At 68.0% G+C, this 24,291-nt stretch carries 21 protein-coding genes and 3 pseudogenes; 9 read left to right on the forward strand and 15 right to left on the reverse strand.

Features of this window, described 5'->3' with window-relative positions; genetic code table 11:
* Nucleotides 1-17 precede the first annotated feature (17 nt).
* The 6 genes and pseudogenes from PKO50_RS17005 to PKO50_RS17030 all read right to left on the reverse strand — a co-directional run bounded on the left by PKO50_RS17005 (nucleotide 18) and on the right by PKO50_RS17030 (nucleotide 5,845).
* A pseudogene (locus PKO50_RS17005) lies at nucleotides 18-694 on the reverse strand (DUF2931 family protein).
* Complete coding sequence (locus tag PKO50_RS17010; protein ID WP_275630404.1) at nucleotides 681-1,334, reverse strand: DUF2931 family protein; 654 nt, start codon at nucleotides 1,332-1,334, stop codon at nucleotides 681-683. Before PKO50_RS17010 ends, PKO50_RS17005 begins: the two are co-directional and overlap by 14 nt.
* Nucleotides 1,327-3,225, reverse strand: a complete 1,899-nt coding sequence (locus PKO50_RS17015; protein WP_275630490.1) for a PAAR domain-containing protein — start codon at nucleotides 3,223-3,225, stop codon at nucleotides 1,327-1,329. The genes PKO50_RS17010 and PKO50_RS17015 overlap by 8 nt, the downstream gene beginning before the upstream one ends.
* A gap of 258 nt (nucleotides 3,226-3,483) precedes the next feature.
* Nucleotides 3,484-4,680: an MFS transporter gene (locus PKO50_RS17020; RefSeq protein WP_275630405.1), complete on the reverse strand. Its 1,197-nt coding sequence runs from the start codon at nucleotides 4,678-4,680 to the stop codon at nucleotides 3,484-3,486.
* 96 nt (nucleotides 4,681-4,776) lie between these two features.
* A complete protein-coding gene (locus PKO50_RS17025) occupies nucleotides 4,777-5,205 on the reverse strand; it encodes a nuclear transport factor 2 family protein (protein ID WP_109936449.1) in 429 nt (142 codons plus the stop codon).
* A 136-nt stretch (nucleotides 5,206-5,341) separates the two neighbouring features.
* Nucleotides 5,342-5,845: a GNAT family N-acetyltransferase gene (locus PKO50_RS17030; protein WP_109936448.1), complete on the reverse strand. Its 504-nt coding sequence runs from the start codon at nucleotides 5,843-5,845 to the stop codon at nucleotides 5,342-5,344.
* A 155-nt stretch (nucleotides 5,846-6,000) separates the two neighbouring features.
* Between PKO50_RS17030 and PKO50_RS17035 the strand changes: the two genes are divergently transcribed.
* Entirely contained in the window at nucleotides 6,001-6,432 is a 432-nt protein-coding gene (locus tag PKO50_RS17035) for a GNAT family N-acetyltransferase (RefSeq protein ID WP_275630406.1), read from the forward strand.
* 231 nt (nucleotides 6,433-6,663) lie between these two features.
* Here PKO50_RS17035 and PKO50_RS17040 read toward each other — a convergent pair whose 3' ends face one another.
* The 4 genes and pseudogenes from PKO50_RS17040 to PKO50_RS17055 form a co-directional block, all read right to left on the reverse strand.
* Nucleotides 6,664-7,188, reverse strand: coding sequence for a thioredoxin family protein (locus tag PKO50_RS17040; protein ID WP_275630407.1), 525 nt, complete (start codon nucleotides 7,186-7,188; stop codon nucleotides 6,664-6,666).
* 62 nt (nucleotides 7,189-7,250) lie between these two features.
* Nucleotides 7,251-7,664 (reverse strand): cupin domain-containing protein, encoded by a 414-nt coding sequence (locus PKO50_RS17045; RefSeq protein WP_275630408.1) that lies wholly within the window; start codon nucleotides 7,662-7,664, stop codon nucleotides 7,251-7,253.
* A gap of 110 nt (nucleotides 7,665-7,774) precedes the next feature.
* Nucleotides 7,775-9,288: pseudogene (gene ilvA, locus PKO50_RS17050) on the reverse strand (threonine ammonia-lyase, biosynthetic).
* An 11-nt stretch (nucleotides 9,289-9,299) separates the two neighbouring features.
* Nucleotides 9,300-9,728 (reverse strand): SgcJ/EcaC family oxidoreductase, encoded by a 429-nt coding sequence (locus PKO50_RS17055; protein ID WP_089394356.1) that lies wholly within the window; start codon nucleotides 9,726-9,728, stop codon nucleotides 9,300-9,302.
* A gap of 537 nt (nucleotides 9,729-10,265) precedes the next feature.
* On the opposite strand from PKO50_RS17055, the gene PKO50_RS17060 reads away from it, so the two are divergent.
* Nucleotides 10,266-10,430: a hypothetical protein gene (locus PKO50_RS17060; RefSeq protein ID WP_158546406.1), complete on the forward strand. Its 165-nt coding sequence runs from the start codon at nucleotides 10,266-10,268 to the stop codon at nucleotides 10,428-10,430.
* 37 nt (nucleotides 10,431-10,467) lie between these two features.
* Here PKO50_RS17060 and PKO50_RS17065 read toward each other — a convergent pair whose 3' ends face one another.
* The gene (locus PKO50_RS17065; RefSeq protein WP_275630409.1) at nucleotides 10,468-11,352 is read right to left on the reverse strand and encodes a Dyp-type peroxidase; all 885 of its coding nucleotides are present in this window, start codon (nucleotides 11,350-11,352) and stop codon (nucleotides 10,468-10,470) included.
* Nucleotides 11,353-11,840: 488 nt separating this feature from the next.
* Between PKO50_RS17065 and PKO50_RS17070 the strand changes: the two are divergent.
* The 4 genes and pseudogenes from PKO50_RS17070 to PKO50_RS17085 all read left to right on the forward strand — a co-directional run bounded on the left by PKO50_RS17070 (nucleotide 11,841) and on the right by PKO50_RS17085 (nucleotide 16,480).
* A pseudogene (locus PKO50_RS17070) lies at nucleotides 11,841-13,306 on the forward strand (sodium:solute symporter family protein).
* A 315-nt stretch (nucleotides 13,307-13,621) separates the two neighbouring features.
* Complete coding sequence (gene dkgB, locus PKO50_RS17075) at nucleotides 13,622-14,425, forward strand: 2,5-didehydrogluconate reductase DkgB (RefSeq protein ID WP_275630410.1); 804 nt, start codon at nucleotides 13,622-13,624, stop codon at nucleotides 14,423-14,425.
* A 76-nt stretch (nucleotides 14,426-14,501) separates the two neighbouring features.
* Complete coding sequence (locus PKO50_RS17080; protein WP_275630411.1) at nucleotides 14,502-15,266, forward strand: SDR family oxidoreductase; 765 nt, start codon at nucleotides 14,502-14,504, stop codon at nucleotides 15,264-15,266.
* Between the two features lie 314 nt (nucleotides 15,267-15,580).
* The gene (locus PKO50_RS17085; RefSeq protein WP_275626697.1) at nucleotides 15,581-16,480 is read left to right on the forward strand and encodes a LysR family transcriptional regulator; all 900 of its coding nucleotides are present in this window, start codon (nucleotides 15,581-15,583) and stop codon (nucleotides 16,478-16,480) included.
* On the opposite strand, the gene rhtA is transcribed toward PKO50_RS17085, so the two are convergent.
* Entirely contained in the window at nucleotides 16,481-17,365 is an 885-nt protein-coding gene (rhtA, locus tag PKO50_RS17090) for a threonine/homoserine exporter RhtA (RefSeq protein ID WP_109933349.1), read from the reverse strand.
* Nucleotides 17,366-17,415: 50 nt separating this feature from the next.
* Here rhtA and PKO50_RS17095 point away from each other — a divergent pair, with 50 nt between their 5' ends.
* Nucleotides 17,416-18,018, forward strand: coding sequence for an XRE family transcriptional regulator (locus PKO50_RS17095; RefSeq protein ID WP_275626698.1), 603 nt, complete (start codon nucleotides 17,416-17,418; stop codon nucleotides 18,016-18,018).
* A gap of 539 nt (nucleotides 18,019-18,557) precedes the next feature.
* On the opposite strand, the gene phnX is transcribed toward PKO50_RS17095, so the two are convergent.
* Complete coding sequence (phnX, locus tag PKO50_RS17100) at nucleotides 18,558-19,385, reverse strand: phosphonoacetaldehyde hydrolase (protein WP_109932070.1); 828 nt, start codon at nucleotides 19,383-19,385, stop codon at nucleotides 18,558-18,560.
* Between the two features lie 52 nt (nucleotides 19,386-19,437).
* Nucleotides 19,438-20,553 (reverse strand): 2-aminoethylphosphonate--pyruvate transaminase, encoded by a 1,116-nt coding sequence (locus tag PKO50_RS17105; RefSeq protein WP_275626699.1) that lies wholly within the window; start codon nucleotides 20,551-20,553, stop codon nucleotides 19,438-19,440.
* A gap of 144 nt (nucleotides 20,554-20,697) precedes the next feature.
* Here PKO50_RS17105 and PKO50_RS17110 point away from each other — a divergent pair, with 144 nt between their 5' ends.
* The gene (locus PKO50_RS17110; RefSeq protein ID WP_275626700.1) at nucleotides 20,698-21,567 is read left to right on the forward strand and encodes a LysR substrate-binding domain-containing protein; all 870 of its coding nucleotides are present in this window, start codon (nucleotides 20,698-20,700) and stop codon (nucleotides 21,565-21,567) included.
* 168 nt (nucleotides 21,568-21,735) lie between these two features.
* Here the strand turns inward: PKO50_RS17110 and PKO50_RS17115 are convergent, their stop codons facing one another.
* Nucleotides 21,736-22,620 carry a LysR substrate-binding domain-containing protein gene (locus tag PKO50_RS17115; RefSeq protein WP_275626701.1) on the reverse strand — a complete coding sequence of 295 codons (885 nt, stop codon included), beginning with the start codon at nucleotides 22,618-22,620 and terminating at the stop codon, nucleotides 21,736-21,738.
* Nucleotides 22,621-22,889: 269 nt separating this feature from the next.
* Here PKO50_RS17115 and PKO50_RS17120 point away from each other — a divergent pair, with 269 nt between their 5' ends.
* Nucleotides 22,890-24,248: an MFS transporter gene (locus PKO50_RS17120; protein ID WP_275626702.1), complete on the forward strand. Its 1,359-nt coding sequence runs from the start codon at nucleotides 22,890-22,892 to the stop codon at nucleotides 24,246-24,248.
* The last annotated feature ends 43 nt before the right edge of the window (nucleotides 24,249-24,291 follow it).

Genomic DNA, 24,291 nt, shown 5'->3' on the forward strand with positions numbered 1-24,291 from the left:
ACGCCGGGCCGGAGGGCTCACCAGGAGCCATAGGGAATCCCGTATTTCTCGATATAGGCTTTGGACTCCGGCTCAAGGGGTAAAGCATATTGACCGCCGCTCAGCCCACCGTCGGGTCCTTTCCTCACCACGGTGCCCTGCACCCGCGTGACATCGATCGGCGCCAAACACCCTCCCATAAGCCAGACCTTGGCGATGCCTCCCGGCGCCAAGCCTACCGTCAGCATGTCGCGATAGTCTTCGCGCCAAATCCCCTGGCCGGGCAATAGCCTGTCTCCGGTTTCACCATCGCTCTTCGGGTGGCCTCAGGGATTACGATATAGGCCTCGTAGGTCTGCGGCTCGGCCAGGGACTGCCAGCGCACGTAGATCAGGCGCGGCAGGTCGGCCCCCAGTACCTGTTTGCCTGCCCCGGCTCCAGGCCGGGTCGGCCAGCCCCGTGGATCACCCTTGAGGTTCTTCGGGGTATTGATCGCGGCAACCCCGTTCATGGCACGGCGAAAGACGCGATCCTGCACATCCACCGCATCGGCGGTTTCGATCCACACTTCCATGTAGTTGGGCGCGAACAAACCCAGGCGCCACGAGTCATAGGGCAGCCGGTGGGCGCCACCGGCGCAGCCGGCCAGCCCGAGCAGCAAGCCCAGCAGCACCAGCGTTCGGAGCCTGCGGTCAATGGGATCACCACGAACCATAGGGAATCCCATACTTCTCGATATAGGCTTTGGACGTCGCGGATAGTGGCCGGTGCTGGCCACCCGACTTGCCTCCATAGGGACCTTTCTTCACGACGGTACCCTGCACCCGCGTGACATTGATCGGCGCCAAGCACCCTCCCATGAGCCATACCTTGGCGATACCTCCCGGTGCCAGGCCTACAGTCAGCATGTCGCGATAGCCCGTGATCCACTTGGCATCGGCTCGGCAGAATGCCTTTTCCCCTATAACCATCAATTGCCGGGTGGCTTCGGGGATCACGATATAGGCCTCATAGGTCTGCGGCTCGACCAGGGACTGCCAGCGCACGTAGATCAGGCGCGGCAGGTCGGCGCCCACCACCTGTTTACCCGCTCCGGCTCCAGGCCGCTCTGGCCAGCCCCGTGGATCGCTTTTGAGATCTTTCGGCCTCTGGGTCGAGGCAATCCCACTCATGGCGCGATGGAAGACACGATCCTGCACATCCACTGCATCGGCGGTCTCGATCCACACCTCCATGTAATTTGGGGTACCGAAACCCAGGCGCCACGAGTCATAGGGCAGCCGGTGGGCTCCGCCGGCACAGCCGGCCAGCCCGAGCACCAAGCCCAGCAGTACCAGGATTCTGAATCTACTCATTGGGGTGCTCCTTGCGCTGCATACCCTCGGCTGGGCGATGGATGAACGCCACGTCCAGGGCGCTGTTGTTCCAGCCCTTGGCGGCATTCCAGTTGGCCGAGAGGTGGATGTAGCGACGGCGCAGCAAGGCGGTTTCCTCGGCGGTGAGGGGCGTGAAGGCTTCGCCCAGGGCGAAAGCCTGCAACTTGGCGGCGATGGGCTGCAGTTCTTGCGGCAAGGCCATGCGGTCGTCGTTCGGGTCTATCGGATCGAATGCCACCCCGGCACGCACCGCCCATTCCCGCATGATGCGCAGGTACACCAGCGACAGTTCGCCGCGCACCTCTCGCTCGCTGGCGATGGCGGCGTACACCCGCTTTTCCGCCACCGTGTCCCGTGCGCGATGGCGAACCTGTACCGACCAAGTGGCGACGCTCAACCCCTCGGGCGGTACATAGGCCGACCAGTGGCGCAACTCCCGGTCGAAGCGCTGCCTGGTGCGCCAGTGGGCCCCGCTGCGCTCGGTGGCGAGCGAGGCGATCTCGAGGCTGCTGTCGGGCTTGCTCAGCAACAGCTTCTCCCTGGCCAGGGGCAGGTAACCGCCACCGATGTCCGAATGGCAACCCGGGAGCACGATGTCCAGCTCGGCCTGGGTCAGGGAGAAGTTGTGGCGGTATTCATGATCGGCCACCAGGTGAACCACCTGGCGGGCCGTGCCCGGTGCGAGCCGCAGCTGCAACCCGGAATTCCTGGCATTGTGCGGGCTGAAATCGAGGGTCTGCGGCGAGACGATGCCGGCCACGGTATCGAACAACCCGATGAAGTTGAGGATGACGTCGCTGCGATGGCGCCAGACGAACCCGGGTACCAACAAGGACGAGCCGGCGGGCAGCGAGCGGGCCAGCAGGCTGTTCGCGCCCTTGAGCAGGTCGTTGGCGCAGTGCCGCGCCGCCGCCGCGCCCCGGCTGAAGCCGAACAGGTCGATCTCGATCCGACGAATTTTGAGGCCGGGGTTAGTATCTTGCAGTAACCGTAATTGCTTCAGAGTCAGCGCCGGCATCTGTTCGACCCGTGCCACCACACCGGTATCCCCGTGGCCAGTGCCCTGGCTATAGAGGGAGTCAGCCAGGCCACTGCTGGTGCCGATGCCTTCAAGATAAACCTTGATGTGAGCTTCTTCAGCTCCTGGAGGCAATTGCACGAGCGTATCGTCCGGATAGAGGCCATAGAGACGCGCGACATTACTGAGGTCATTGCCATAACTGTTGTCCGGCGCCCCGCCCTGGCCGTCATACCCCAGGGCCGCGCAATACTGGCGAATGTCCTCGGCGACTTCCGCAGCCAGCCCCACATCGGCGGCGAAGCAGCCGGCAGCGGCCGCGCTGTTGGCCTCGTTGTTGCCGGTGCCGTCGAAGAACAGGCCCAGGCGCAGCACGATGCCGGCCTCCTCCAGCTCTTCCTCTTCTTCCTCCTCTTCCTGAAAGTTGTTGACGAGCGGTTTTGGGGGCTTCAATGAAGCTGCGGCTAGCGGCATCGCGACAACGGGGGATGGCGGTGCGGCTGTCGCGGCCCTGAGGTCACCCTGGGCCGATCGGTAGGTAGCGCTGAACAACGATGGGATCAGCCTGGCCTTGCAGGGGCAGCCACTGATGCTGTCCAGAGAGCCCGCCACGAGTTTGCCGTGGCTGCGGATATGTGGAATCCCTCCGAGGATTCGGTAGGTCTTGCCGTCCTTGCCACAGGAAACCCGGTCGCCCTCACGCGCACGGGCAACGCCGAACATCATGACGCGCGTATCGGCTTCCAGCACCACACCACCACAGCTGGTCTTGTCCCCACAACGAATGAAATATCCGATAGCCACTGAGGCCCCTCTATTGGGAGCCCCACGCGAGCAGAGCGCCCTTCCCATTGACGATGGATGGCACCGGTCCGCCAGCCGAAGGCTGTCGGGCAACGCCAGGTCCAAGGTTCAGGGGGTGGGGCGTCACTAATAAATGGGAAAGGTCTGAGTTGTTCCCGGAAAGGACCAGAACTCGTCGGAAAGAGCCCTGCCCGATGCTCGCCAATACCGGGACATCACCACGCCGGAGGTCCGCCGATGACCCAGACCGCCCATGCCGAACGATTGCCGAAGGCCCTGGCCATCGTCGACCGCCCCGCCGATGCCTCAGGGTTGCCGGGGCGCCGCCGGCAGCGCCGCGCCCAGGCGGTAGAACACCCCGCCGGCGACGACGAAGGCGCCCAGCATCACGAACATCCAGTGCGCCGGCAGGCTCGCCAGCACCCAGCCGCAGAGCACCGGCCCCAGGGCGCCGCCGAGGTTGGAGAGGTTCTGCGCGCCGTAGTACATGCCGCGCAGCCGCGGCGGGGCGATGCGGTCGATGAACATGTATTCGGCGGGGAACACGATGATCTCGCCCAGGGTGAACACGGCCATCGCCAGCACCCAGTGCAGCACGCTGGTGGACAGCGCGAAGCCGATCACCCCGGCCAGGAACAGCGCCAGCCCGGCCAGCAGCCAGGTCTCCAGGCGGCGCTCGTCGATGCGCCGGCCCAGCGGATATTGCAGGGCGATCACCACCAGGGCGTTGACCGCCACCACGCTGCTGATGACCTGGTAGGCCGCCTCGGCGCCGCGGGTGGTGACCAGGTACTGCGAGAGGTAGGCGGTGAACTGGCCGAACACCACCGCGCTGAGCACGCCGCCGAAGGTGAAGCAGACCAGGCGCCGGTCATCCAGCAGCACACGGCCCAGGGCGAGGAAAGCCACCGGCGCCTGCCCGGTCGGGGCCGGGCGCTGGCTGCGCTCGCCATGGACCAGGTAGAGCAGCAGGAAGCCGCCGCCGAGCAGCGCGGAGACCACGAATGGCAGCTTCGGCGCCCAGTGGGCCAGCCCGGCGCCGAGGAAGGGGCCGACGGCATAGCCGATATTGATGAAGGTGTAGCGGATGGAAAAGGCGCGGCCCTGTTCCTGCGCCGGCAGCAGGCGGCCGAAGCTCGCCTTCACCACCACGTCCACCGCCGAGTAGGCGAAGTTGAAGGCCACCAGGAAGCCGAAGAACAGCCAGAGGTCGGCGGCCAGGCACATGCCGACGAAGCCGGCGATGAAGCACGCGGTATAGCCCAGGATGAGCCCGCGGCTGGAGAGGCGGTCGGTCAGGTAGCCGCCGTACAGGCTCAGCACGGAGCCGGCGATCAGCGCGCCGCCGACGATGGCGCCGATGCGGGCGATCGGCAGGCCGAAGGTCGAGGACAGGTAGACGACCAGGAACGGCAGGCTGATGGCCCGCCCCAGGGTCAGGACGAAGGTGGCGCAGAACAGCAGGTTCACCGACCGCGGGTAACGCTTGAGTGCAGCGAGCATCCCTGTTCACTCGGCTGGGGAGGACAACCGCCTCAGCCTAGCACAGGGCGCCGGCGCCCCGTGCGTTCGGCCCGGCTCGGCGCCGGGCCGTGTGGCTCAGGCCTTGGTTGCCGCCAGGTAGGCGCCCAGGCGCCGGCCCATTTCCTCGCCGAGGGCCTGCAGGCCGCTCATGGGGCGGACCATGACTTCGAACTCGACGATGCGGCCCTGCTCGTCGAAGCGGATCATGTCGATGCCCTTGAGCTCGCGGCCGTTGACCTTGGCGCTGAACTCCAGCACCACGCTCAGGCCGTCGGCGGTGGCCAGCTCGCGGTGGTAGGTGAAGTCGGCGAAGACCTGCAGCACGGTGTTGAGGATGGTCGCCGCCACCTTCGCCCCCGGGTAGGGCGTGTGGGCCATGGGCGAGCGGAACACCACGTCCTCGGCCAGCAGCTCAGGCAGCGCGCCGAAGTCGCGCCGCTCGATCATGCGGTGCCAGTGCTGGAGGGAAGCGGCAGCCTGGGGGTGCAGTTGCAATTCGCTCATCATCGGTTCCTCTGTCTTCTTGTCATGGAGAACCATCCGGCAGCGCCGGACGCCGTGGTCAGAGGAACCATAAGACCGGCCCCGGCGCGGCTCAATGATCGGAAATGACAGACCTATGACCCGGGCGCACAGTGCCTCAGTGGGTGACCGGCGTCACCAGGTAGCTCAGCAACTGCTCGTCGTCGACCGACTCGATGGGCCGCGCTGGCCGCGGCAGTTCGGCCAGCACCGCCTGCCAGAAGGCCCGGGCCGTTTCGTCCTGGCGGTAGAAATGCACCAGCCAGGCGCCCTCCCCGCGGGTCAGCACCTGGGTCGCCACGGCGCGGCCGATGCCCTGGTGGCGGTACTTCTTCAGGATGAACAGGTCGGCCAGCTCCAGGGCGTCGATGCCCGGCAGCTCGCTGCGCTCGATGAGCACGAAGCCGGCGATGAAGCCGTCGACCAGCACCAGCTCGGCGCTCCACTGCGACGCCTGCCAGTAGCGCGCCAGGTGTTCCTCGTGGATGTAGAAGCGGCCGTCGGCCTCGACGTCCTCCTGCTCCCAGTCCGAGGACTCGTAGGCATAGAACTGGTAGAGGTTGCGGATCAGCTCGCTGTGTTCGGGGCCGGTACGCACCAGCTCGACGGTGGCGGTGCTCATGGGCGGTGCTCGCGGATGGCGGTCATGGGAAAGCTCGGTATGGGGCGGCGGGCGCGCATTCTTCCCCAAAGCGCGCGCCGGTGCCAGCGCGGGGCACCGGACACGGGCCCCGCTTAACCTCTAGACTAGGCGCTTTCCATCCGCCAGGAGGCGCCATGTCGCAAGCCAGCTACCAGTTCACCCCGGGCGCCGATCCCCAGGCCCGGGCCGTCGTGGAGGAAGGCCTGCGCGCCTACAACATCGAGCAGATGGGCGAGGCCTACGGCTACGAGGACTTCGAGCTGTACGCCCGCGACGCCGGGGACCGGGTGGTGGGCGGGATGTTCGGGCATTCGGGGATGGGGTGGTTGTACGTGGACTATCTGTGGCTGGATGCGAGGCAGCGCGGCGCAGGGTTGGGTGCGCAGTTGCTGGCGCTGGCCGAGGAGGAAGCGCGGCGCCGCGGCTGCGTGGGGGTGTTCCTCTATACCTACAGCTTCCAGGCGCCGGAGTTCTATCGGAAGCAGGGGTTCGAGCCGATGGGGGTGCTGGAGGATTGCCCGCCGGGGCATCAGCGGTTTTATTTGAAGAAGCGGTTGGTGGGGTGATGCTGGTAGGGGGGTGTTTGCCGGGGGGTCCGGTGCGGGAGTTCAAGGCCGCCCCTCTCCCTAGCCCTCTCCCTGAAGGGAGAGGGGACCGTTCGGCATCAAGCGCACCTGCAGTGCTCGTCGGAAACTACGGCGTTGCCGGCTGGCACGGAAATAGCCGCCGGCACGGAAAGCCCCCTCTCCCTTCAGGGAGAGGGCTGGGGAGAGGGTGCGGAGCCAACCCGGCACACCTCACTCGCCGGCAAACTCCCGCCCCTCCACCCCCTCGAACACCCCCAGCAAATCCAGCACCGTGCTCTCCAGGTAATCCCCCGCCCGGTACGCCGGCTTCACCCTATCCCACCCCGCAACCACCGCCTGCGGCCGCTCGACGAAACGCCCCACCAGCTCGAACCCGGCGTCCAGCACCGCCACCACCGGGATGGCGATGCGCTCCAGGCCCAGGCGCTGCCGCAGGTCGTCCTCGGCGCGGCCCTTGGAGATCACCGCCAGGTCGATGCGCGGCTGCCGGCGGCACAGCCAGTCCAGCGCGGTGACGTTGAGCTGGCAGTCCGGGCACCACATCTCGCCGGCCACCAGCAGGTGGTAGCGGCCTTGCACCGCGGCCAGGCGTTCGCCGGTGGCCGCGCCGATCAGGCCCGGTTCGTCGAGCCTTCGCTGCACCACCCGCACCGCGGCGATTTCCGCCGGCAGGCCGTGGGCGACGAAGGCGTCGAAGTTTTCGCCGATGGCGAAGAGTTCCTGGTAGCTGGCCATGGCGGGCCCCTCGTTGACGGTCGACCGGGGCATCCCAGCAGAAATGGCCGGCGGCGGCAATCTCACTGTTTCAGCGGGGTCAGCACCGGGGCCTGCTCGTCCAGCAGCATCCACACCAGCAGCCTGGCCGGCTGCGTGGCGCTGGCGTTGCGCGAGACCAGGTGCGGCGTGTTGGCCGCTTCGTACCAGGACTGGCCGGCCTTGTAGGTCACTGGCGCCTGGCCCTGCAGCTGCGACACCACCGCGCCCTCCAGCACGTAGGCGAACACCGCGCCGGCATGCACGTGGGGCCCCGACGCCTCGCCGGGCTTGTAGCTGACCTCGATCAGCAAGCCCTTCTTGCCGGGGGCGTCGGGCAGCGCGTGTTCCTGCAGGGTGGCGATCTTCTCGTGGCCGCCGGCAAGGGCCAGCGCGGGCAGCGCCAGCACCAGGGCCAGGCCGGCGAGCAGCAGGTGGCGGGGGTTGCGGATGGACATGGGACGGCTCCTCGGGCCACGGGCCCCTTGGGTTGTGCCCCCAAGCTACCCCGGCCCGGGGCCGGCCCAAGGGCCAATCGCGGCGAAGTTCGCCAGTCCACTGCCCTGCCCTAGCCGATGAACAGCCGGTACGCCGGGTTCTCGCTCTCGTCCCAGTAGCGGTAGCCGATGGCGTCCAGCACCGCGCCCAGCTCGCCACGCTCGTGCTCGGGCACCTGCAGGCCGGCCAGCACGCGGCCGTCGGCGGCGCCGTGGTTGCGGTAGTGGAACAGGCTGATGTTCCAGCGCCCGCCGAGCTTGCTGAGGAAGTTGAACAGCGCGCCCGGCCGCTCGGGGAACTCGAAGCGGAACAGCCGCTCCTGCTCCACCTGCGGCGCGCGGCCGCCGACCATGTGGCGGATGTGCAGCTTGGCGGCCTCGTTGTCGGTCAGGTCCAGCACCGGGAAGCCCTGCTCGCGCAGGCGCTCCACCAGGGCCGGGCGCGGGTCGTTCTGCGGGTGGGTCTGGATGCCGACGAAGATCTGCGCTTCCTCGCTGCGGTCGTAGCGGTAGTTGAACTCGGTGATCTGGCGCTTGCCCACCGCCTCGCAGAAGGCCTTGAAGCTGCCCGGGCGCTCGGGGATGGTCACCGCCAGGATGGCCTCGCGGCGCTCGCCCAGCTCGGCGCGCTCGGCCACGTGGCGCAGGCGGTCGAAGTTGATGTTGGCGCCGGAATCGATGGCCACCAGGGTCTGCCCCGCCGCGTCGTCGCGCTCGACGTAGCGCTTGATCCCGGCCACCGCCAGGGCGCCGGCGGGTTCGGTGATGGAGCGGGTGTCGTCGTAGATGTCCTTGATCGCCGCGCAGATTTCGTCGCTGCTGACGGTGATCACCTCGTCCACGTAATGGCGACACACCTCGAAGTTGTGCGCACCTATCTGCGCCACCGCCACGCCATCGGCGAAGATGCCCACCTGCGGCAGCACCACGCGCTCGCCGGCCACCAGGGCGGCCTGCAGGCAGTTGGAGTCGTCCGGCTCGACGCCGATGACCTTCACCTCCGGGCGCAGGTACTTCACGTAGGCGGCGATGCCGGCGATCAGGCTGCCGCCGCCCACCGGCACGAAGATGGCGTCCAGGCGCCCGGGGTGCTGGCGGAGGATTTCCATGGCCACGGTGCCCTGGCCGGCGATCACGTCCGGGTCGTCGTAGGGCGGCACGAAGGTATAGCCGTGGGCCTCGGCCAGTTGCAGGGCGTGGGCCAGGGCCTCGGGGAAGGCGTCGCCGTGCAGCAACACCTCGCCGCCGCGGGACAGCACGCCCTGGACCTTCAGCTCGGGGTGGTGCGCGGCATGACGATGGTCGCGCTCACGCCCAGTTCCTTCGCCGCCAGCGCCAGGCCCTGGGCATGGTTGCCGGCGGAAGCGGCGATCACCCCGCGCGCCCGCTCCGCCGCGCTCAGCTGCGCCAGCTTGTTGTAGGCGCCGCGCAGCTTGAAGGAGAACACCGGTTGCAGGTCCTCGCGCTTGAGCAGCACCTGGCAGCCCAGGCGCTCGGAAAGCTGCCGCGCGCCCTGCAGCGGGGTTTCGATGGCCACGTCGTAGACCGGCGCGGCGAGGATCTTGCGCACGTATTCCTTGAGCAGCGCGTCCTGGCTCATGCCCGCGCCTCCCGGGTTCGGCCGCCGGCCGGCAGGCCGTCGAGCAGGTCGGCGCCGTAGGAATTGTCGACCGCGCAGCGCCACTGGCCGTCGGCCTCGCGGCGGAACACGTAGGTGGCCTTGCGCGCCTGCACCTGCGGGCCCTCGTCGGTCTCGCCGGCCACCAGGGTGCGCGCCAGCACCAGCGCGGTGTCGCCCGCCTCCAGCACCTCCATGGCGGCCTGGCGTACCTGCAGGCTGCCGTGGAAGTACTGGTCGATGGTCTCGAAGGCGCGGCGGATCTGCGCCTTGCCGCAGACGCTCAGGCCCGGACGCAACACCAGGGTGGCGTCGTCGGTGTAGAAGTCCATGAGGGGCTCGAACTGCCGGGCGTTGATCAGTCGATCCGCCTGTTCGATGGCCTGGGTCACACGGTGGGGGCTCATTGCCTGTCTCCTGCTGGGCTCTTTTTCGGCGCCCTGGAGACAGTCATGAAAAACCCGCCTCTAGGGCGGGTTCGGTGGACGTCGGCTAACCCGCCAATTGCGTAATGGCGGTAATAATGATTCGGCCGAGGTTCAGGGATGTGCGGGTCATGGCGGCCAACTTAGGCGAAGCCGGGGGCGGCCGTCAAGCGCCGGTCGCAGTGACGGGCCAGCGGCGTCGCCGGGGCTAGCGCGGCCGGGTGGGCGATCAGACGTCTGACAGACAGGGCTGCGTCAATTTCAAGCGTGACGGGAACGGTCGCGATCTTCTGCGGTCTTTCGGGGATAGGACTGGAAAACGGCCTGGACGAAATCAGATTGCCAGCGTCGCCGCGCCATAGTCAGATTTACGACGCCGAATTGGAGCGAAATGCATCGTTCGCCGGATGTCGCCATAAGTTTGACGAACCGGCGACTGGCAGGCTCTCCAGGCCCAACCATACTGTCGATACCGCTCAACGCAGGGATCGCCCAGACACGAACAGGGAGAAGTCCTTCGTGCAGAACTTCCTTCATCACTATCGAAACGCCTACCGCAAGCTGCGCAACCTGCATTGCAACGGCCTCACCGCCATGCACCGGGCCTTCCGCTACGCGGCCTTCGGCAGCACCGGCCGCTTCGTCAACGGCTACACGCAGATGCGCATCCACCTCAGCCGCTGAGCAGGCGGGCACCCGCCGCGGCGGGTGCCCGGGCGCCTCAACCCAGCAGCGCGCTCAGGTCCAGACCGGCCGCGCCGCGCGGGGGGCACCAGTAGTAGCCGCCGCTGAGCGGGCGGCTGAAGCGGTACAGGGCATCGACGATGCCGTCCTCCAGGCCGCTCATGCGCCGCAGCTGCACCTCGAAGGCATCCAGGGTACGGCCGAAGGCCAGGAACATCAGGCCGGCGTCGCTGCCCGCGGTCCAGGGCATGGAGCGGCGCACCACGAAGGCCTCGGGCTCGAAGCTCTCCTGGGCGGTGCGCTTGACGTGGGCGGACTCGGGCGCCTCGTCCAGTTCCTCGTTGTCGCGCTTGCGCCGGCCGATGATGTCGTCCTGCTCGGCCTGGGGCAGCGCGGCGAAGACCTGCAGCTGGTGGCGCCACTGCTGGAGGGCGGCGAAGCTGCCGCCGTCCAGGCCGGCACCGGCGCCGGCGACCACCGCCGCGGCCACTGCGTCGTCGTCCCGGGGGTTCTCGGTGCCGTCCTCGTAGCCGGTCAGGTCCAGGCCGGCGCCGTGGCGGAAGGCCTCGACCCTGTCTGCGAGAACCAGCGCCGGCGCCAGCTCGCGCTCCAGCTCATGGGTGCGCAGCAGCAGCTCGCCGCGTTCCTCGCCGCGCAGCCACAGCCACAGGGCGTGCTGGGTGGAAGGGTTGTCGACGCCGACGCCGGCCAGCGCCGGGAACTCGCGCAGCCCCGCGACCTGGCGGCCCAGCGCGCGCACCAGCGATTCGCCGAAGCCGACCACCACGGCCTCGCCATCGGCCAGGCGCAGCAGGCGGTCGAGGGCGGCCGGCAGGTGCTCGGCAGCCTGCAGGTCGAAGAACAGGTGGCGGGCGTGGGCGGGCACCGGGGTGGCGAGAATGCCGGGCTGGTAGAGGCTCATGGGGCGTCCTTGTGCGAAAAAGCCGCGATTCTACTGGCTGGCGGCGGTTTTCCATACCCGCCGGGTCAATGCGCGGCGCGGCCGGCGCCCCCTGGACGAAAGCGGGAGGCCCCGGGGCGCGGGCATGATCTGGACGCAACAGTCACGAAACGCCTCCCAGGTCACGCCGACCGGCACGAGCGTTGTTCTTATCGAACACCAGCTGTCAAATATTTCTGACTACCGGCACAGAGCAACCGCACTAAATCAAACAGTTGGGTGAATCAAGACAGCACGCCTGTCATTTTTTTCATTCAATTGCTCTGTAATTGTTTGACATATTTTACGTCTTTGGCAGACTGCTCGCCCGTTGCGTCCCGGCCGGCAGCCCCTCCTGCCGACCGGGCCTGGCGCAAGCCGGGCCGCCAAGTCCAAAAACAAAAACCTGCCAGTCTGCGCCTCCCTACCCCGCCGCGCGCACCTGGCCAGCCAATGGAAAGAACGAACAAATGCTGATCTGGTTTGTCGGGATCTACCTGCTGATTACGGTCATCGTCGGCTTCTACGCCGCGACCCGCGTGCACAACTCCTCGGACTACGCAGCGGCCGGCCGCAGCATGTCCTTCCCCTGGTCGTGACCATGGTGTTCGCCACCTGGTTCGGCTCCGAAGCCGTCCTGGGCATTCCCGCCACCTTCCTCCAGGAAGGCTTCGCCGGGATCATCGAAGACCCCTTCGGCTCCTTCGGCTGCCTGATGCTGGTGGGCCTGGTGTTCGCCCGCCCGCTGTACCGCATGAACCTGATGACCATCGGTGACTTCTTCCGCAAGCGCTTCGGCCAGCACGTGGAAATCTTCACCAGCCTGGTGATCATCATTTCCTACATGGGCTGGGTCGCCGCCCAGCTGACCGCGCTGGGCGTGTGCTTCAGCGTGCTCTCCGACGGCGCCATCACCACCACCCAGGGCATGCTGCTGGGCACCGTGATCGTGCTGCTGCACACCCTGTTCGGCGGCATGTGGTCCGTGGCCCTGACCGACTTCCTGCAGATGATCATCATCGTCTGCGGCCTGTGCTACCTGGTCTGGCTGATCGGCGACATGGCCGGCGGCCCGCAGGTGGTGATCAGCCACGCCGCGGCCGAAGGCAAGTTCCACTTCCTGCAGGGCACCTCGGCCAAGGACATAGTCGCCTTCCTCGGCGCGGCGGTGACCATGATGTTCGGCTCCATCCCGCAGCAGGACGTGTACGCCCGGGTGATGTCGGCCAAGACCGAGAAGATCGCCTCGCGCGCCACCATGACCGGTGCCTGCTGCTACCTGGTGTTCTGCATGCTGCCGATCTTCCTGACCTACGCCGCGTCGATGATCGACCCGCAGATGGTCCAGCACTGGCTGAACGAGGACGCCCAGCAGATCCTGCCGCACCTGATCATGGAGCGCACCCCGATGTTCGCCCAGATCATGTTCTTCGGCGCCCTGCTCTCGGCGATCATGTCCTCGGCCTCCGGCGCCCTGCTGGCCCCCTCGGTGACCCTCACCGAGAACATCCTCAAGCCCATGCTGCCGCACCTGAACGACCACCAGGCGCTGAAGCTGATGCGCGCCAGCGTGCTGGCCATGACCATCGCCACCTGCGTGTTCGCCCTGTACTCCAACGCCAGCATCTACGAGATGGTCGGCAACGCCTACAAGGTGACCCTGGTCGCCGCCGTGGTGCCGCTGTTCTTCGGCCTGTTCTGGAAGCGCGCCACCACCCAGGGCGCCCTGACCGCCATCGCCTGTGGCCTGATCGGCTGGATCTCGCTGGAAATGGGCCACCAGGAAGGCGACTTCTGGCCGCCGCAGCTGGTGGGCCTGATCTGCAGCGCCTTCGGCATGATCATCGGCTCCCTGGCCCCGCAGTTCAGCAAGAACCACGGCGACCACACCGAGACCCTGACCGAGCAGGCCGCCGCGGCCGCCGCCGGCAACTGAGCCTCGCGCTTTTCTTTTGCGCGCTCTTCGTAGGAGCGAGCTTGCTCGCGAACAAACGCGGTGCCATGCGGTTCGCGAGCAAGCTCGCTCCTACGAAAAGCCGTGCGATAGCCGGAATCACCGGCGCGATCGCGGATGAGATCCCCGCACCATTCCCCTGCAGGAGCGCGCCCTGCGCGCGAAATCGCGGGCAGGGCCCGCTCCTACAATTCGTGAATCCACGGCAACTATCCTTTGCCGCTACCGGCGTTTTTCTCAGCAGTGCCTCCCGGGATACTAAGCTCCAGTACAACCCATCCCCCACTGGAGATTCCCATGAGCATTCCCGACCTCGGCCTCGGCACCTTCCGCCTCAAGGACCAGGTGGTCATCGACTCGGTGTCCACCGCGCTGGAGCTGGGCTACCGCGCCATCGACACCGCGCAGATCTACGGCAACGAGGCCGAGGTCGGCCGGGCCGTGCTGGCCAGCGGCGTGCCCCGCGGCGAGCTGTACCTGACCACCAAGGTGTGGACCGAGAACCTCTCCCGCGACCGGCTGGTCCCCAGCCTGGAGGAGAGCCTGTGCAAGCTGAAGACCGACTACGTCGACCTCTGCCTGATCCACTGGCCCTCGCCGGGCGGCGCGGTGCCGGTCGCCGAGTACATGGAGGCCCTGGCCGAAGCCAAGTCGAGCGGCCTGGCCCGCGAGATCGGCGTGTCCAACTTCACCCTGGCGCTGATGCAGCAGGCCATCGACGTGGTCGGCGCCGGCGAGATCGCCACCAACCAGGTGGAGCTGCACCCCTACCTGCAGAACCACAAGGTCGCCGACTTCGCCAAGCGCCACGGCATCCGCATCACCTCCTACATGACCCTGGGCTACGGCAGGGTGCTGGGCGACGCGGTGATCGGCGAGATCGCCCAGCGCCATGGCGCCAGCCCAGCGCAGGTGGCGCTGGCCTGGGCCATGCAGCTGGGCTACGCGGTGATCCCCTCCTCCACCAGGCGCGCCAACCTGGCGAGCAACCTCGCCGCCCGCGAGCTGAGCCTGAGCGAGGCGGACATGGCCGCCATCGCCGGCCTGGAGCGCAACGAGCGCATCACCAGCCCGGCCGGCCTGGCCCCGGCCTGGGACTGAAAGCGGCGGCTTGCGCCTCGGCCACGGCACGGGTAAATGTCGTGGCCGCCACTTTCGCTTCGAACAGGAGAACACCATGGATCTTGGAATCGCAGGACGCTGGGCACTGGTCTGCGCCGCCAGCAAGGGCCTGGGCAAGGGCTGCGCCAGGGCGCTGGCCGGCGAAGGCGTGAACCTGGTGATCAACGCCCGCGGCGCCGAGGCCCTGGAGGCCACCGCCGCGGAACTGCGCCGGCACGCGCCGGGCGTGGAGGTGCGCTGCGTGCCCGGCGACGTGGGCCAGGCGGAGGTCCGCGCGGCGCTGCTGGCGGCCTGCCCGCAGGTAGACATCCTGGTCAACAACGCCGGCGGCCCGCCGCCCGGCGATTTCCGCGCCTGGGGCCGCGAGGAATGGCTGGGCGCCCTGGAGCTGAACATGCTCACCCCCATCGAGCTGATCAAGGCCACGGTGGACGGCATGGCCGAGCGCGGCTTCGGCCGGGTGGTGAACATCACCTCCTCGGCGGTGAAGGCACCCATCGACATCCTCGGCCTGTCCAACGGCGCGCGCAGCGGCCTCACCGGCTTCGTCGCAGGCCTTGCCCGCCAGCCGCACCTGGCCTCGCGCAACGTCACGCTCAACGCGCTGCTGCCCGGCTCCTTCGACACCGACCGCCTGCGCAAGGGCCTGGGCGACGACCAGGGCAAGGTCGAGCAGTGGCTGCAGGCGATCCCCGCCGGGCGCTTCGGCACGGCGGAGGAGTTCGGGGCTTTCTGCGCCTTCATCTGTAGCGCCCACGCCGGCTACCTCACCGGGCAGAACCTGTTGCTGGATGGCGGGGCTTATCCGGGGACGTTCTGAGCGGCGGCTTTACTTGTGGGAGCGAGCTTGCTCGCGAACGGGGCTTCGCCGGCAATCTCGGTACTTGGCCTGAAGAACACCCTCTCCCTAACCCTCTCCCTGAAGGGAGAGGGGACCGTTGGGCAGAGCTGGGTATTCTGGCGTTAGCCGGCAACACCAAAGGTTCCCAGCTGAAACCATCACCTCTCTCGGCACGGACAAGCCCCCTCTCCCTTCAGGGAGAGGGCTGGGGAGAGGGAACGCAGTCAACCCAATGCACCGCGCCCACCGGAAAGTGCCACTCACAAACAACCTCGCCAGCCCCAAGGCCCCCAATGAAAGTCCAATCCGACGAACTGCGCACCTTCACCACCGTCATCGACAGCGGCTCCATCACCGCCGCCGCCGACCAGCTCGGCCTCACCGCCTCGGCGGTGAGCCGCACCCTGGCTCGCCTGGAGGACAAGCTCGGCACCACCCTGCTCAACCGCACCACGCGGCGCATGAAGCTCACCGAGGAGGGCCAGCTCTTCCTCGACAGCGCGCGGCACATCCTGGCGCAGATGGAGGACCTGGAGGAACGCCTGGCGCTGCGCCGGCAACGGCCGGCCGGGCGCCTGCGGATCAATGCTGCCTCGCCCTTCATGCTGCACGCCGTGGTGCCGCACATTGGCACCTTCCGCGAGCAGTACCCGGACATCGAGCTGCAGCTGAACACCAACGACCTGAACATCGACCTGCTGGAACAGAGCACCGACATCGCCATCCGCATCGGCACCCTCAGCGACTCGACGCTGCATGCCCGGCCGCTGGGCAGCAGCCGCCTGAACCTGCTGGCCAGCCCGGCCTACCTGGCGCGGCACGGCGCGCCGCAGAGCGTGGAGGACCTGGCGCGACACAGCCTGCTCGGCTTCACCCAGCCGGAGAGCCTGAACATCTGGCCGCTGCGCCACGCCGGCGGCGAGAGCCTGGCCATCACCCCCAATCTCTCCGCCTCCAGCGGCGAGACGCTGCGCCAGCTGGCCCTGGCCGGCCAGGGCATCGCCTGCCTGGCGGGCTTCATGACCTGCCACGACATCGCCGCCGGGCGCCTGGTCAAGGTGCTGCCGGAGTGGGTGCGCGAGCAGCACCAGCCGATCAACGCGGTGTACTACCGCAACTCGCAGCTGGCGCTGCGCATCCAGTGCTTCCTGGACTTCATCCAGGAACGGCTGGCGGCGACGCTCGGCGCCTGATCAGTCCGCCGCCACGCTGGCGGCCGCCGGCTTCGGCTGGCTGGTCAGGGTGGTGCCCACCGAGGCGACCATGATCGCGGCGATGGCCAGCCACTGCAGCGAGGTCAGCTGCTCGCCGAGGAACACCAGGCCGGACAGCGCGGCGAAGGCCGGCTCGATGCTCATCAGGGTGCCGAAGGTGCGCGCCGGCAGGCGCGTCAGGGCGATCATCTCCAGGGTGTAGGGCAAGGCGCTGGAGAGCACCGCCACGCCCAGCAGCGCCGGGATCAGTTGCAGGTCGAAGAGCGCGGCGCCCGAATGCGCCAGGCCGACGGGGAAGATGCACAGCGCCGCGATGGTCACGCCCATGGCCGCCGTCTGGGTACCGTGGTCGTTGCCGGCGCGCTGGCCGAACAGGATGTACATCGCCCAGCAGGCCCCGGCGCCCAGCGCCAGCGCGGCGCCCAGCGGGTCGACGCCGTGGCCGAGGTCGCCGACGGGCAGCAGCAGCCACAGGCCGAGCACGGCGATGGCGATCCACAGGAAGTCGATGGGCTTGCGCGAGAAGTACAGTGCCACCGCCAGCGGCCCGGTGAACTCCAGGGCCACGCCGACGCCCAGGGGGATGGTGCGCAGGGCCATGTAGAACATCAGGTTCATGCAGCCCAGGGTGATGCCGTAGGCCAGCAGCGGGCCCCAGGAGCCGCGCGCGACGGGCTTGCGCCAGGGGCGCAGCACGGCGAGCAGGATGATGGCGGCGAACAGCAGGCGCATGGCCGTCACGCCCTGGGCGCCGAGCACCGGGAACAGGCTCTTGGCCAGGGCCGCGCCGCCCTGGATCGAGGCCATGGCGACCAGCAGCAGGGCGACCGGGAAGAACAGCGTGGCGAAACGGGAACGCGGCATGGGGGCAGACCAAAAGGGTTGAAATGTGGCCAGGGACCTGGCGTATGCTTATGTGCAACATAATGCGCAAAACCGGTCGAATGAGCAATATATTGCCCAACACCAATGAACGCCCCAGCGTGCTCGTCCACGTCGCCGACAACGTCAAGACCCTGCGCCGCGCCGCGGGGCTGAGCCAGGACGCCCTGGCCAAGGCCAGCGGCGTCAGCCGACGCATGCTGGTCGGCATCGAGAGCGGCGACACCAACGTCAGCCTGGCCACCCTCGACCGCATCGCCGCGGCCCTCGCGGTGACCTTCGCCGACCTGGTGCGCGCGCCCCAGGCCGGCGACCTCGCCCGCGTCGACGTGGTGGCCTGGGCCGGCCGCCAGGCCGACAGCCGCGGCACCCTGCTGGCCAGCACCCCGGCCAGGGGCCAGGCCGAGCTGTGGCACTGGGCCCTGGCCCCGGGCGACAGCTACGACGCCGAACCCGACGCCGAAGGCTGGTACGACATGGTCTACGTCATCGAGGGCCACCTGACCCTGGAGATCGACGGCCAGCGCTGGGAAGTGGCCAGCGGCGGCTTCCACGTGTTCAAGAGCAACCAGCGGTTCTCCTACCGGAACCTGGGCGACAGCCTGTTGCGCTTCGTGCGCAATGTGGTGAATTGAGGGGCTTTTCGTAGGAGCGAGCTTGCTCTCGAACAGAGTTGGCTGGGGATTGCAGGTGCTGGGGTTGAGAGCGCCCTCTCCCTAACCCTCTCCCTGAAGGGAGAGGGGACCGTTCGGAGCGGTTGGGTTTTCCAGAGTCAGCCGGTAACTCTGGAGTTGCCGGCTGACATCAAATCCTCTCTCGGCACGGACTAGCCCCCTCTCCCTTCAGGGCGGGGCGCGCAGCCGAGGGCTGGGGAGAGGGTTGCGGGGCCAACCCAATACGCCATAACCGCCGGTGAGCACCGTTCGCGAGCAAGCTCGCTCCTACGAAAAGCCCCCACCCAGCAACGAAAAAGGCCCGCCGAGCAGGCTGTGTGAAAAACCGAGCGGCTCTTCGAAGAGCGCGTTCTTACGTGAAATCTGAAGAGGCTTGGCTATTCAGCCAATCCAGAATCCACGTAGAAACGCGAAATCCAGGTTGTTTTTTAACCAGTGGGACCGATCCTGAGGTTTTCACACAGCCTGCGAGGCGGGCCTTTGTCTCACACCGGAAAACCTCAGAAGCTCTGCGGCATCTCCCCGCGCGCCAGGCGGGCGTTGATGTCGGCCACCACCGCCGGCAGCTCGGCGATGGTGTCGATCAGGTAGTGCGGGCGCGAGCCCTCGAACATCTGCCCGATGCGCCGGCGCTCCTGCTCCAGCTTGTCCGCCGGCAGCGCCTTGTACTGCTCATAGGTCAGGCCCAGGGCATTGCCCGAGCAGGTCAGCGCCACCGTCCACATGCCGGCGCGGCGGCCTTCGAGGATGCCCGGCCAGGTGTCGTCGACCTTCACGCAGGCGGCCACGTCGTCGATGCCCAGGGCGATCACGTTGGCCAGGGCCTGGGCCGGGTGCGGGCGGCCGTTGGGCACTTCGTCGGTGGCCACCACGTGGTCGGCGACGTAGCCCTTGGTGGCGGCCAGCTTGACCACCTTCTCCATCACCACCGCCGGGTAGCCGGAGCAGGAGCCGATCTTCAGGCCCTGTTCGCGCAGTTGCTCGATGGCTTCCAGGGCGCCGGGGATCAGCGCCGAGTGCTCGGCGATCTTCTCGATCTGCAGCGGCATGAAGCGCTCGTAGATGGCGGTGACGTCGTCGTCGCTCGGGACGCGGCCGAACCTGGCCTTGTAGCGCTCGGCGATGGCCGGGATGTCGCACAGGGTGCGGATGTGGTCCCACTTGCCCATGCCCATGGGGCCGCGGGCTTCCTCCAGGCTGACCTGCACGCCGAACTCGGCGAAGGCCTCGACGAAGATCTGCGTCGGCGCGAAGGAGCCGAAGTCGACCACGGTGCCGGCCCAGTCCAGAACGGCGGCTTGCAGTTGCTTGGGTTGTTCGTAGTTCATCGCTTCCATCCTGTTTGTCGGGCGCAGGCCGGGCCTGCGCCGGGAAAGGGGTTCAGACTTCGAAGACTTCCATCTCGCGCAGGGTCTCGGCGATGGCGGCGACCGCCTCGCGCATGCCCTGGGCGTCGACCTGGCCGATGCAGCCGACGCGGAAGGTTTCCACCTGGGTCAGCTTGCCCGGGTAGAGGATGTAGCCCTTCTCGCGCACCCGGTTGTAGAACTCGGTGAAGTTGTAGCGGGCATCGCGCGGGGCGTGGAAGGTGACGATGATCGGCGCCTGGATGGCCGCCGGCAGGAAGCTGCGCAAACCGAGCTTGGCCATCTCGTCCAGCAGAGTCTGGCAGTTGTCCGCGTAACGTTTGTGACGGGCCGCCAGGCCGCCCTCCTCCTCGTACTGCGTCAGCGCCTCGTGCAGCGCGGCGACCACGTGGGTGGGCGGGGTGAAGCGCCACTGGCCGGTCTTGGCCATGTAGGCGTGCTGGTCCTGCAGGTCCATGGCCAGGGAGTGGCAGTTGCCGGCGCTGGCCGCCAGCGAGGCGTTGCGGGCGAACACGAAGCCCATGCCGGGCACGCCTTCCAGGCACTTGCCGGAGGCGGCGATCAGCGCGTCGAAGGGCACCTTGCGGGCGTCGATGTCCAGCGCGCCGAAGGAACTCATGGCATCGATGATCAGGCGCTTGCCATGGGCCTCGATGACCTTGGCGATGGCCTCGAGCGGGTTGAGGATGCCGGTGCTGGTCTCGCAGTGGATCAGCGCCACGTGGGTCACGGCCGGGTCGGCGGCGAGCAGGCGGTCGACGTCCTCGGCGGTGGTGGGCACGTCTTCCTCAGTCTCGAAGGTGGAGAACTCGCGGCCGATCACCTGGCAGATCTTCGCCAGGCGCTTGCCGTAGGCGCCGTTGATCAGCACCAGCACCTTGCCGTCGCGCGGCACCAGGGTGCCCACCGCGGCCTCGACGGAAAAGGTGCCGCTGCCCTGCAGCGGAACGCAGGTGTGGCTGCCTTCGCCGTGGATGATGGCCAGCAGGCGGGAACAGACGCTGGCGGTCAGGGCGTTGAAGTCGTTGTCCCAGGAGCCCCAGTCGACCAGCATCGCGCGGCGGGTCCGCGGGGAGGTGGTCAGGGGGCCGGGGGTCAGCAGGATGGGCGCGCGCTCGGCAGTGCTCATGCTCGGTTCCTCTTCAGGGGAAAACCTGTGCGGGGTGAGGTTCTTGTCACGGCCCGTCGACCGGGCCTGGGCATACGTTGCCAAGCGGCGAGTTATCGCTCAAATTGTTTGTCATGATCCCAGGCATAAGTCGGACCTATACCCATGAACCTGTTCCAGCTCCGCGCCTTCGACGCCGTCGCCCGCGAAGGCAGCTTCACCCGCGCCGCCGAGCGCCTGTTCATCAGCCAGCCGGCGGTGACCGGGCACGTCAAGGCGCTGGAGGAGCACTACCAGGTCAACCTGTTCCGGCGCACCGCCCGCGCCGTCGAGCTGACCGAGGAAGGCCGCCGCCTGGCGGCCATCAGCCGTACCCTGTTCGCCCTGGAGGAAGAGGCCGAGACGCTGCTCGACGCCAACCGCAAGCTGCTCAGCGGGCGCCTGGAGGTGGCGGCCGACGGCCCGCACCTGGTCATGCCCCTGCTCGCCCGCCTGCGCGCGCGCTACCCGGGCATCACCGTCAACCTGCGCCTGGGCAACGCCCACGAGACGCTGAGCGCCCTGCTCAGCGAGCACGTGGACGTCGCCGTGGTGACCGAGGTGGACGAGCGCCCCGGGCTGTACCTGCGCGAGCTGGTGGAATCGCACCTGTGCGCCCTGCTGCCGGCGGAGCACCCCTGGTGCGGGCGCGGCGAGGGCGTGCCGCTGGCGGAGCTGGATGGGCAGATCATGGTGCTGCGCGAGGCGGACTCCATCACCCGGCGCACCTTCGACCGCGCCTGCGGCGCCCTGCCGATACAACCGCGGGTGCTGATGGAGCTGAGCAGCCGCGAGGCGGTCACCGAGGCGGTGGCGGCGGAACTGGGCATCGGCATCGTCTCCTCGCTGGAAGTGAGCCGCGACCCGCGGGTGCGCGCCGTGCCGCTGGTCGGCGAGGAACTGGTGAACCGCCATTCCATCGGCTGCCTGGAGCGGCGCCGCGGGTTGCGGGTGGTGAGCGCGTTCCTGGAGTTGGCGGAGGATGGTGTGGCCTGACCCGCCGTTGCCAACCACGGACAGAGTCCGCGGTTCCAGGAAGCACGATCGTAGGAGCGGGCCCTGCCCGCGATTCGCGCGCAGGGCGCGCTCCTACAGGGGAATGACATGGCTCGGCCTGCGTAGGAGCGGACTCCGTCCGCGATTGAACGCCCAGGCCGCGCCGGCCTACCCGGTGGTCCCCTCCAGATCCTCCCGCACCACATCGAGGAAGGTCGCCACTATCCGCCGCGAACTCTGCTCGCGCAGGCACACCAGCGTCTCGCTCATGCGCCTTTCGCAATCGACGATCGGCAACGCGTGCACGCGGCTGTCGGCACCGAACTCGGCGGCCGACACCACACCCAGGCCGATGCCCGCCACCACCGCCTCGCGGGCGGCCTCGCGGCCTTCCACCTCGATGGCCGGGCGGATGCGCAGGCCGGCGCGGTGCATTTCCTCCTCGAGGGTCTGGCGCGTCACCGAGCCCTGCTCGCGCAGCACCAGCGGCGTGTCGTCCAGGTCCGCCAGGCGGATGGATTCGCGCTGCGCCCAGGGGTGGCCGCTGGCGACGAAGGCGACGATGGGGTCGCTGCGCAGGGTCACCGACAGCAGGCGCTCGTCCTCCACCGCGCGGCCCAGCAGCGCCAGGTCGGCCCGGTAGTTGAACAGCGATTGCAGCGACTCGTCGGTGTTGCCGCTCTCGATGCGCACGTGGATGCCCGGGTAGCGCTGGCAGAAGCGCGCCACCTGCGGCAGCAGGTGCACCGCGGCGTCCACCGCCAGGGTCAGGTTGCCGGTCTGCAGGGCGCTGGAGGCCGCCAGCAGCTCGTGGGCCTCGGCCTCGATGACGAACAGCCGCTGGGTCACCGCCAGCAGGCGCTCGCCCAGGTCGGTCAGGCGCACCGAGCGCTTGTTGCGGTGGAACAGCAGCACGCCGTAGCGCTCCTCCAGCTTGCGCACCTGGTCGGAAACCGCCGGCTGGGTGAGGAACAGGCGCTCGGCGGCGCGGGTGAAGCTGCCGGTCAGGGCCACGGCGTGGAAGGCCTTCAGTTGCGCGTGGGAAACCTGCATGGGCCTGGCTCCGCGGGGATCGGGAAGCCGCCACTCTGTCACCGGGCTGTGTGACTTACAAGTCAGACTTATTTTTAAAATTTGATAAATCGATTTTATTTATTTATCCGAAGTTGCTTCCATTCGTTTCACCGCGCGCCCCAGGCCCACGGCAACCTCACCCGCATTGGCTCTGACCCGTCACCTCCGGAAAGGGACGGCCCGCTCATATAACAACAACAAGTTTTTCCCTGACTGCCGGCACTCCTACAACAACGAGGTCAGATCAGATGAGCAACCCCACCGGTACCGCAGCCCGCGCGGGCAAAGGTTCCATGCAACGCTGGCGCGTGCAGATCTTCGCGATCACCTGGCTCGCCTACGCCGCCTTCTACTTCACCCGCAAGGCCTTCTCCGTGGCCAAGCTCGGCATCGCCGAGGACACGAGTTTCGAACTGGACAAGGCGATGATGGCCGACATGGACGCCATCTACCTGGCCGCCTACGCCGTGGGCCAGTTCACCTGGGGCGTCTTCGCCGACCGCTTCGGCCCCCGCGTGGTGGTGTTCGGCGGCCTGGTGATCTCCACCCTCGCCGCCCTGGTCATGGGCACCTTCGCCACCGTGCCGATCTTCGCCAGTTGCATGGTCATCCAGGGCCTGGCGCAGTCCACCGGCTGGTCCGGCCTGTGCAAGAACATGGGCAGCTTCTTCGCCGCCCACGAGCGCGGCCGCATCCTCGGCCTGTGGAGCACCTGCTACGCCTTCGGCGGCCTGGTCGCCTCGCCCTTCGCCGGCTGGTGGGCCTACAGCGTGTTCGGCACCTGGCACGCGGCCTTCTATTCGTCCGCCGCGGTGGTCGGCGGCGTCGCCCTGCTGTTCCTGCTGCTGCAGCGCAACCGCCCGCAGGACGTCGGCCTGCCGCCGATCGAGGAAGACGAGCCACAGGCCGTGCACTATGCCGGCTTCCACGAGCAGGGCAGGAACCCCGGTTTCTGGGAAACCCTGGGCGCCGTGCTGCGCAACCGCACCGTGATGACCCTCGGCCTGGCCTACTTCCTGCTCAAGCCCGCGCGCTACGCCATCCTGCTGTGGGGCCCGGTGATCGTCTACGAGCGCATGCCGGCCCTGGGCAAGGTGGGCGCCGCGGTGCTGCCGACCTCCTTCGAGATCGCCGGGTTGCTCGGCCCCATCCTCATCGGCCTGGCCTCGGACAAGCTGTTCGGCGCCCGGCGCATGCCCGCCTGCGTCATCAGCCTGATCGGCCTGACCGCCTGCCTGGCGCTGTTCGTCCCGGCCATGCAGACCGGCAGCGCAATGCTGGTGTTCGCCCTGCTGTTCATGATGGGCCTGACCCTCTACGGCCCGGACTCGATGATCAGCGGCGCCGCCGCCATCGACTTCGGCACCGGCAAGGCCGCCGGCACCGCGGCCGGCTTCGTCAACGGCTGCGGCTCGGTGGGCGCCATCCTCGGCGGCCTGCTGCCCGGCTACTTCGACACCTACAGCGTGTTCATCGGCTTCACCATCACCGCGCTGATCGCCGCCGCCATCCTGCTGCCGCACTGGAACAGCCTGCCCGAAGGCGCGCGCCAGAGCGCCCCGGCCACCCCCAACCGGCCCCTGCGGGTACGCCCGGCGCGCACCTGAAGCCCAGGGCACAAGGACGTGCCCAGCCCACGACACCAGACGC

This window comes from Pseudomonas sp. 273 (assembly GCF_029201425.1).
In the GTDB taxonomy this organism is placed as follows: Bacteria; Pseudomonadota; Gammaproteobacteria; order Pseudomonadales; family Pseudomonadaceae; genus Pseudomonas; species Pseudomonas delhiensis.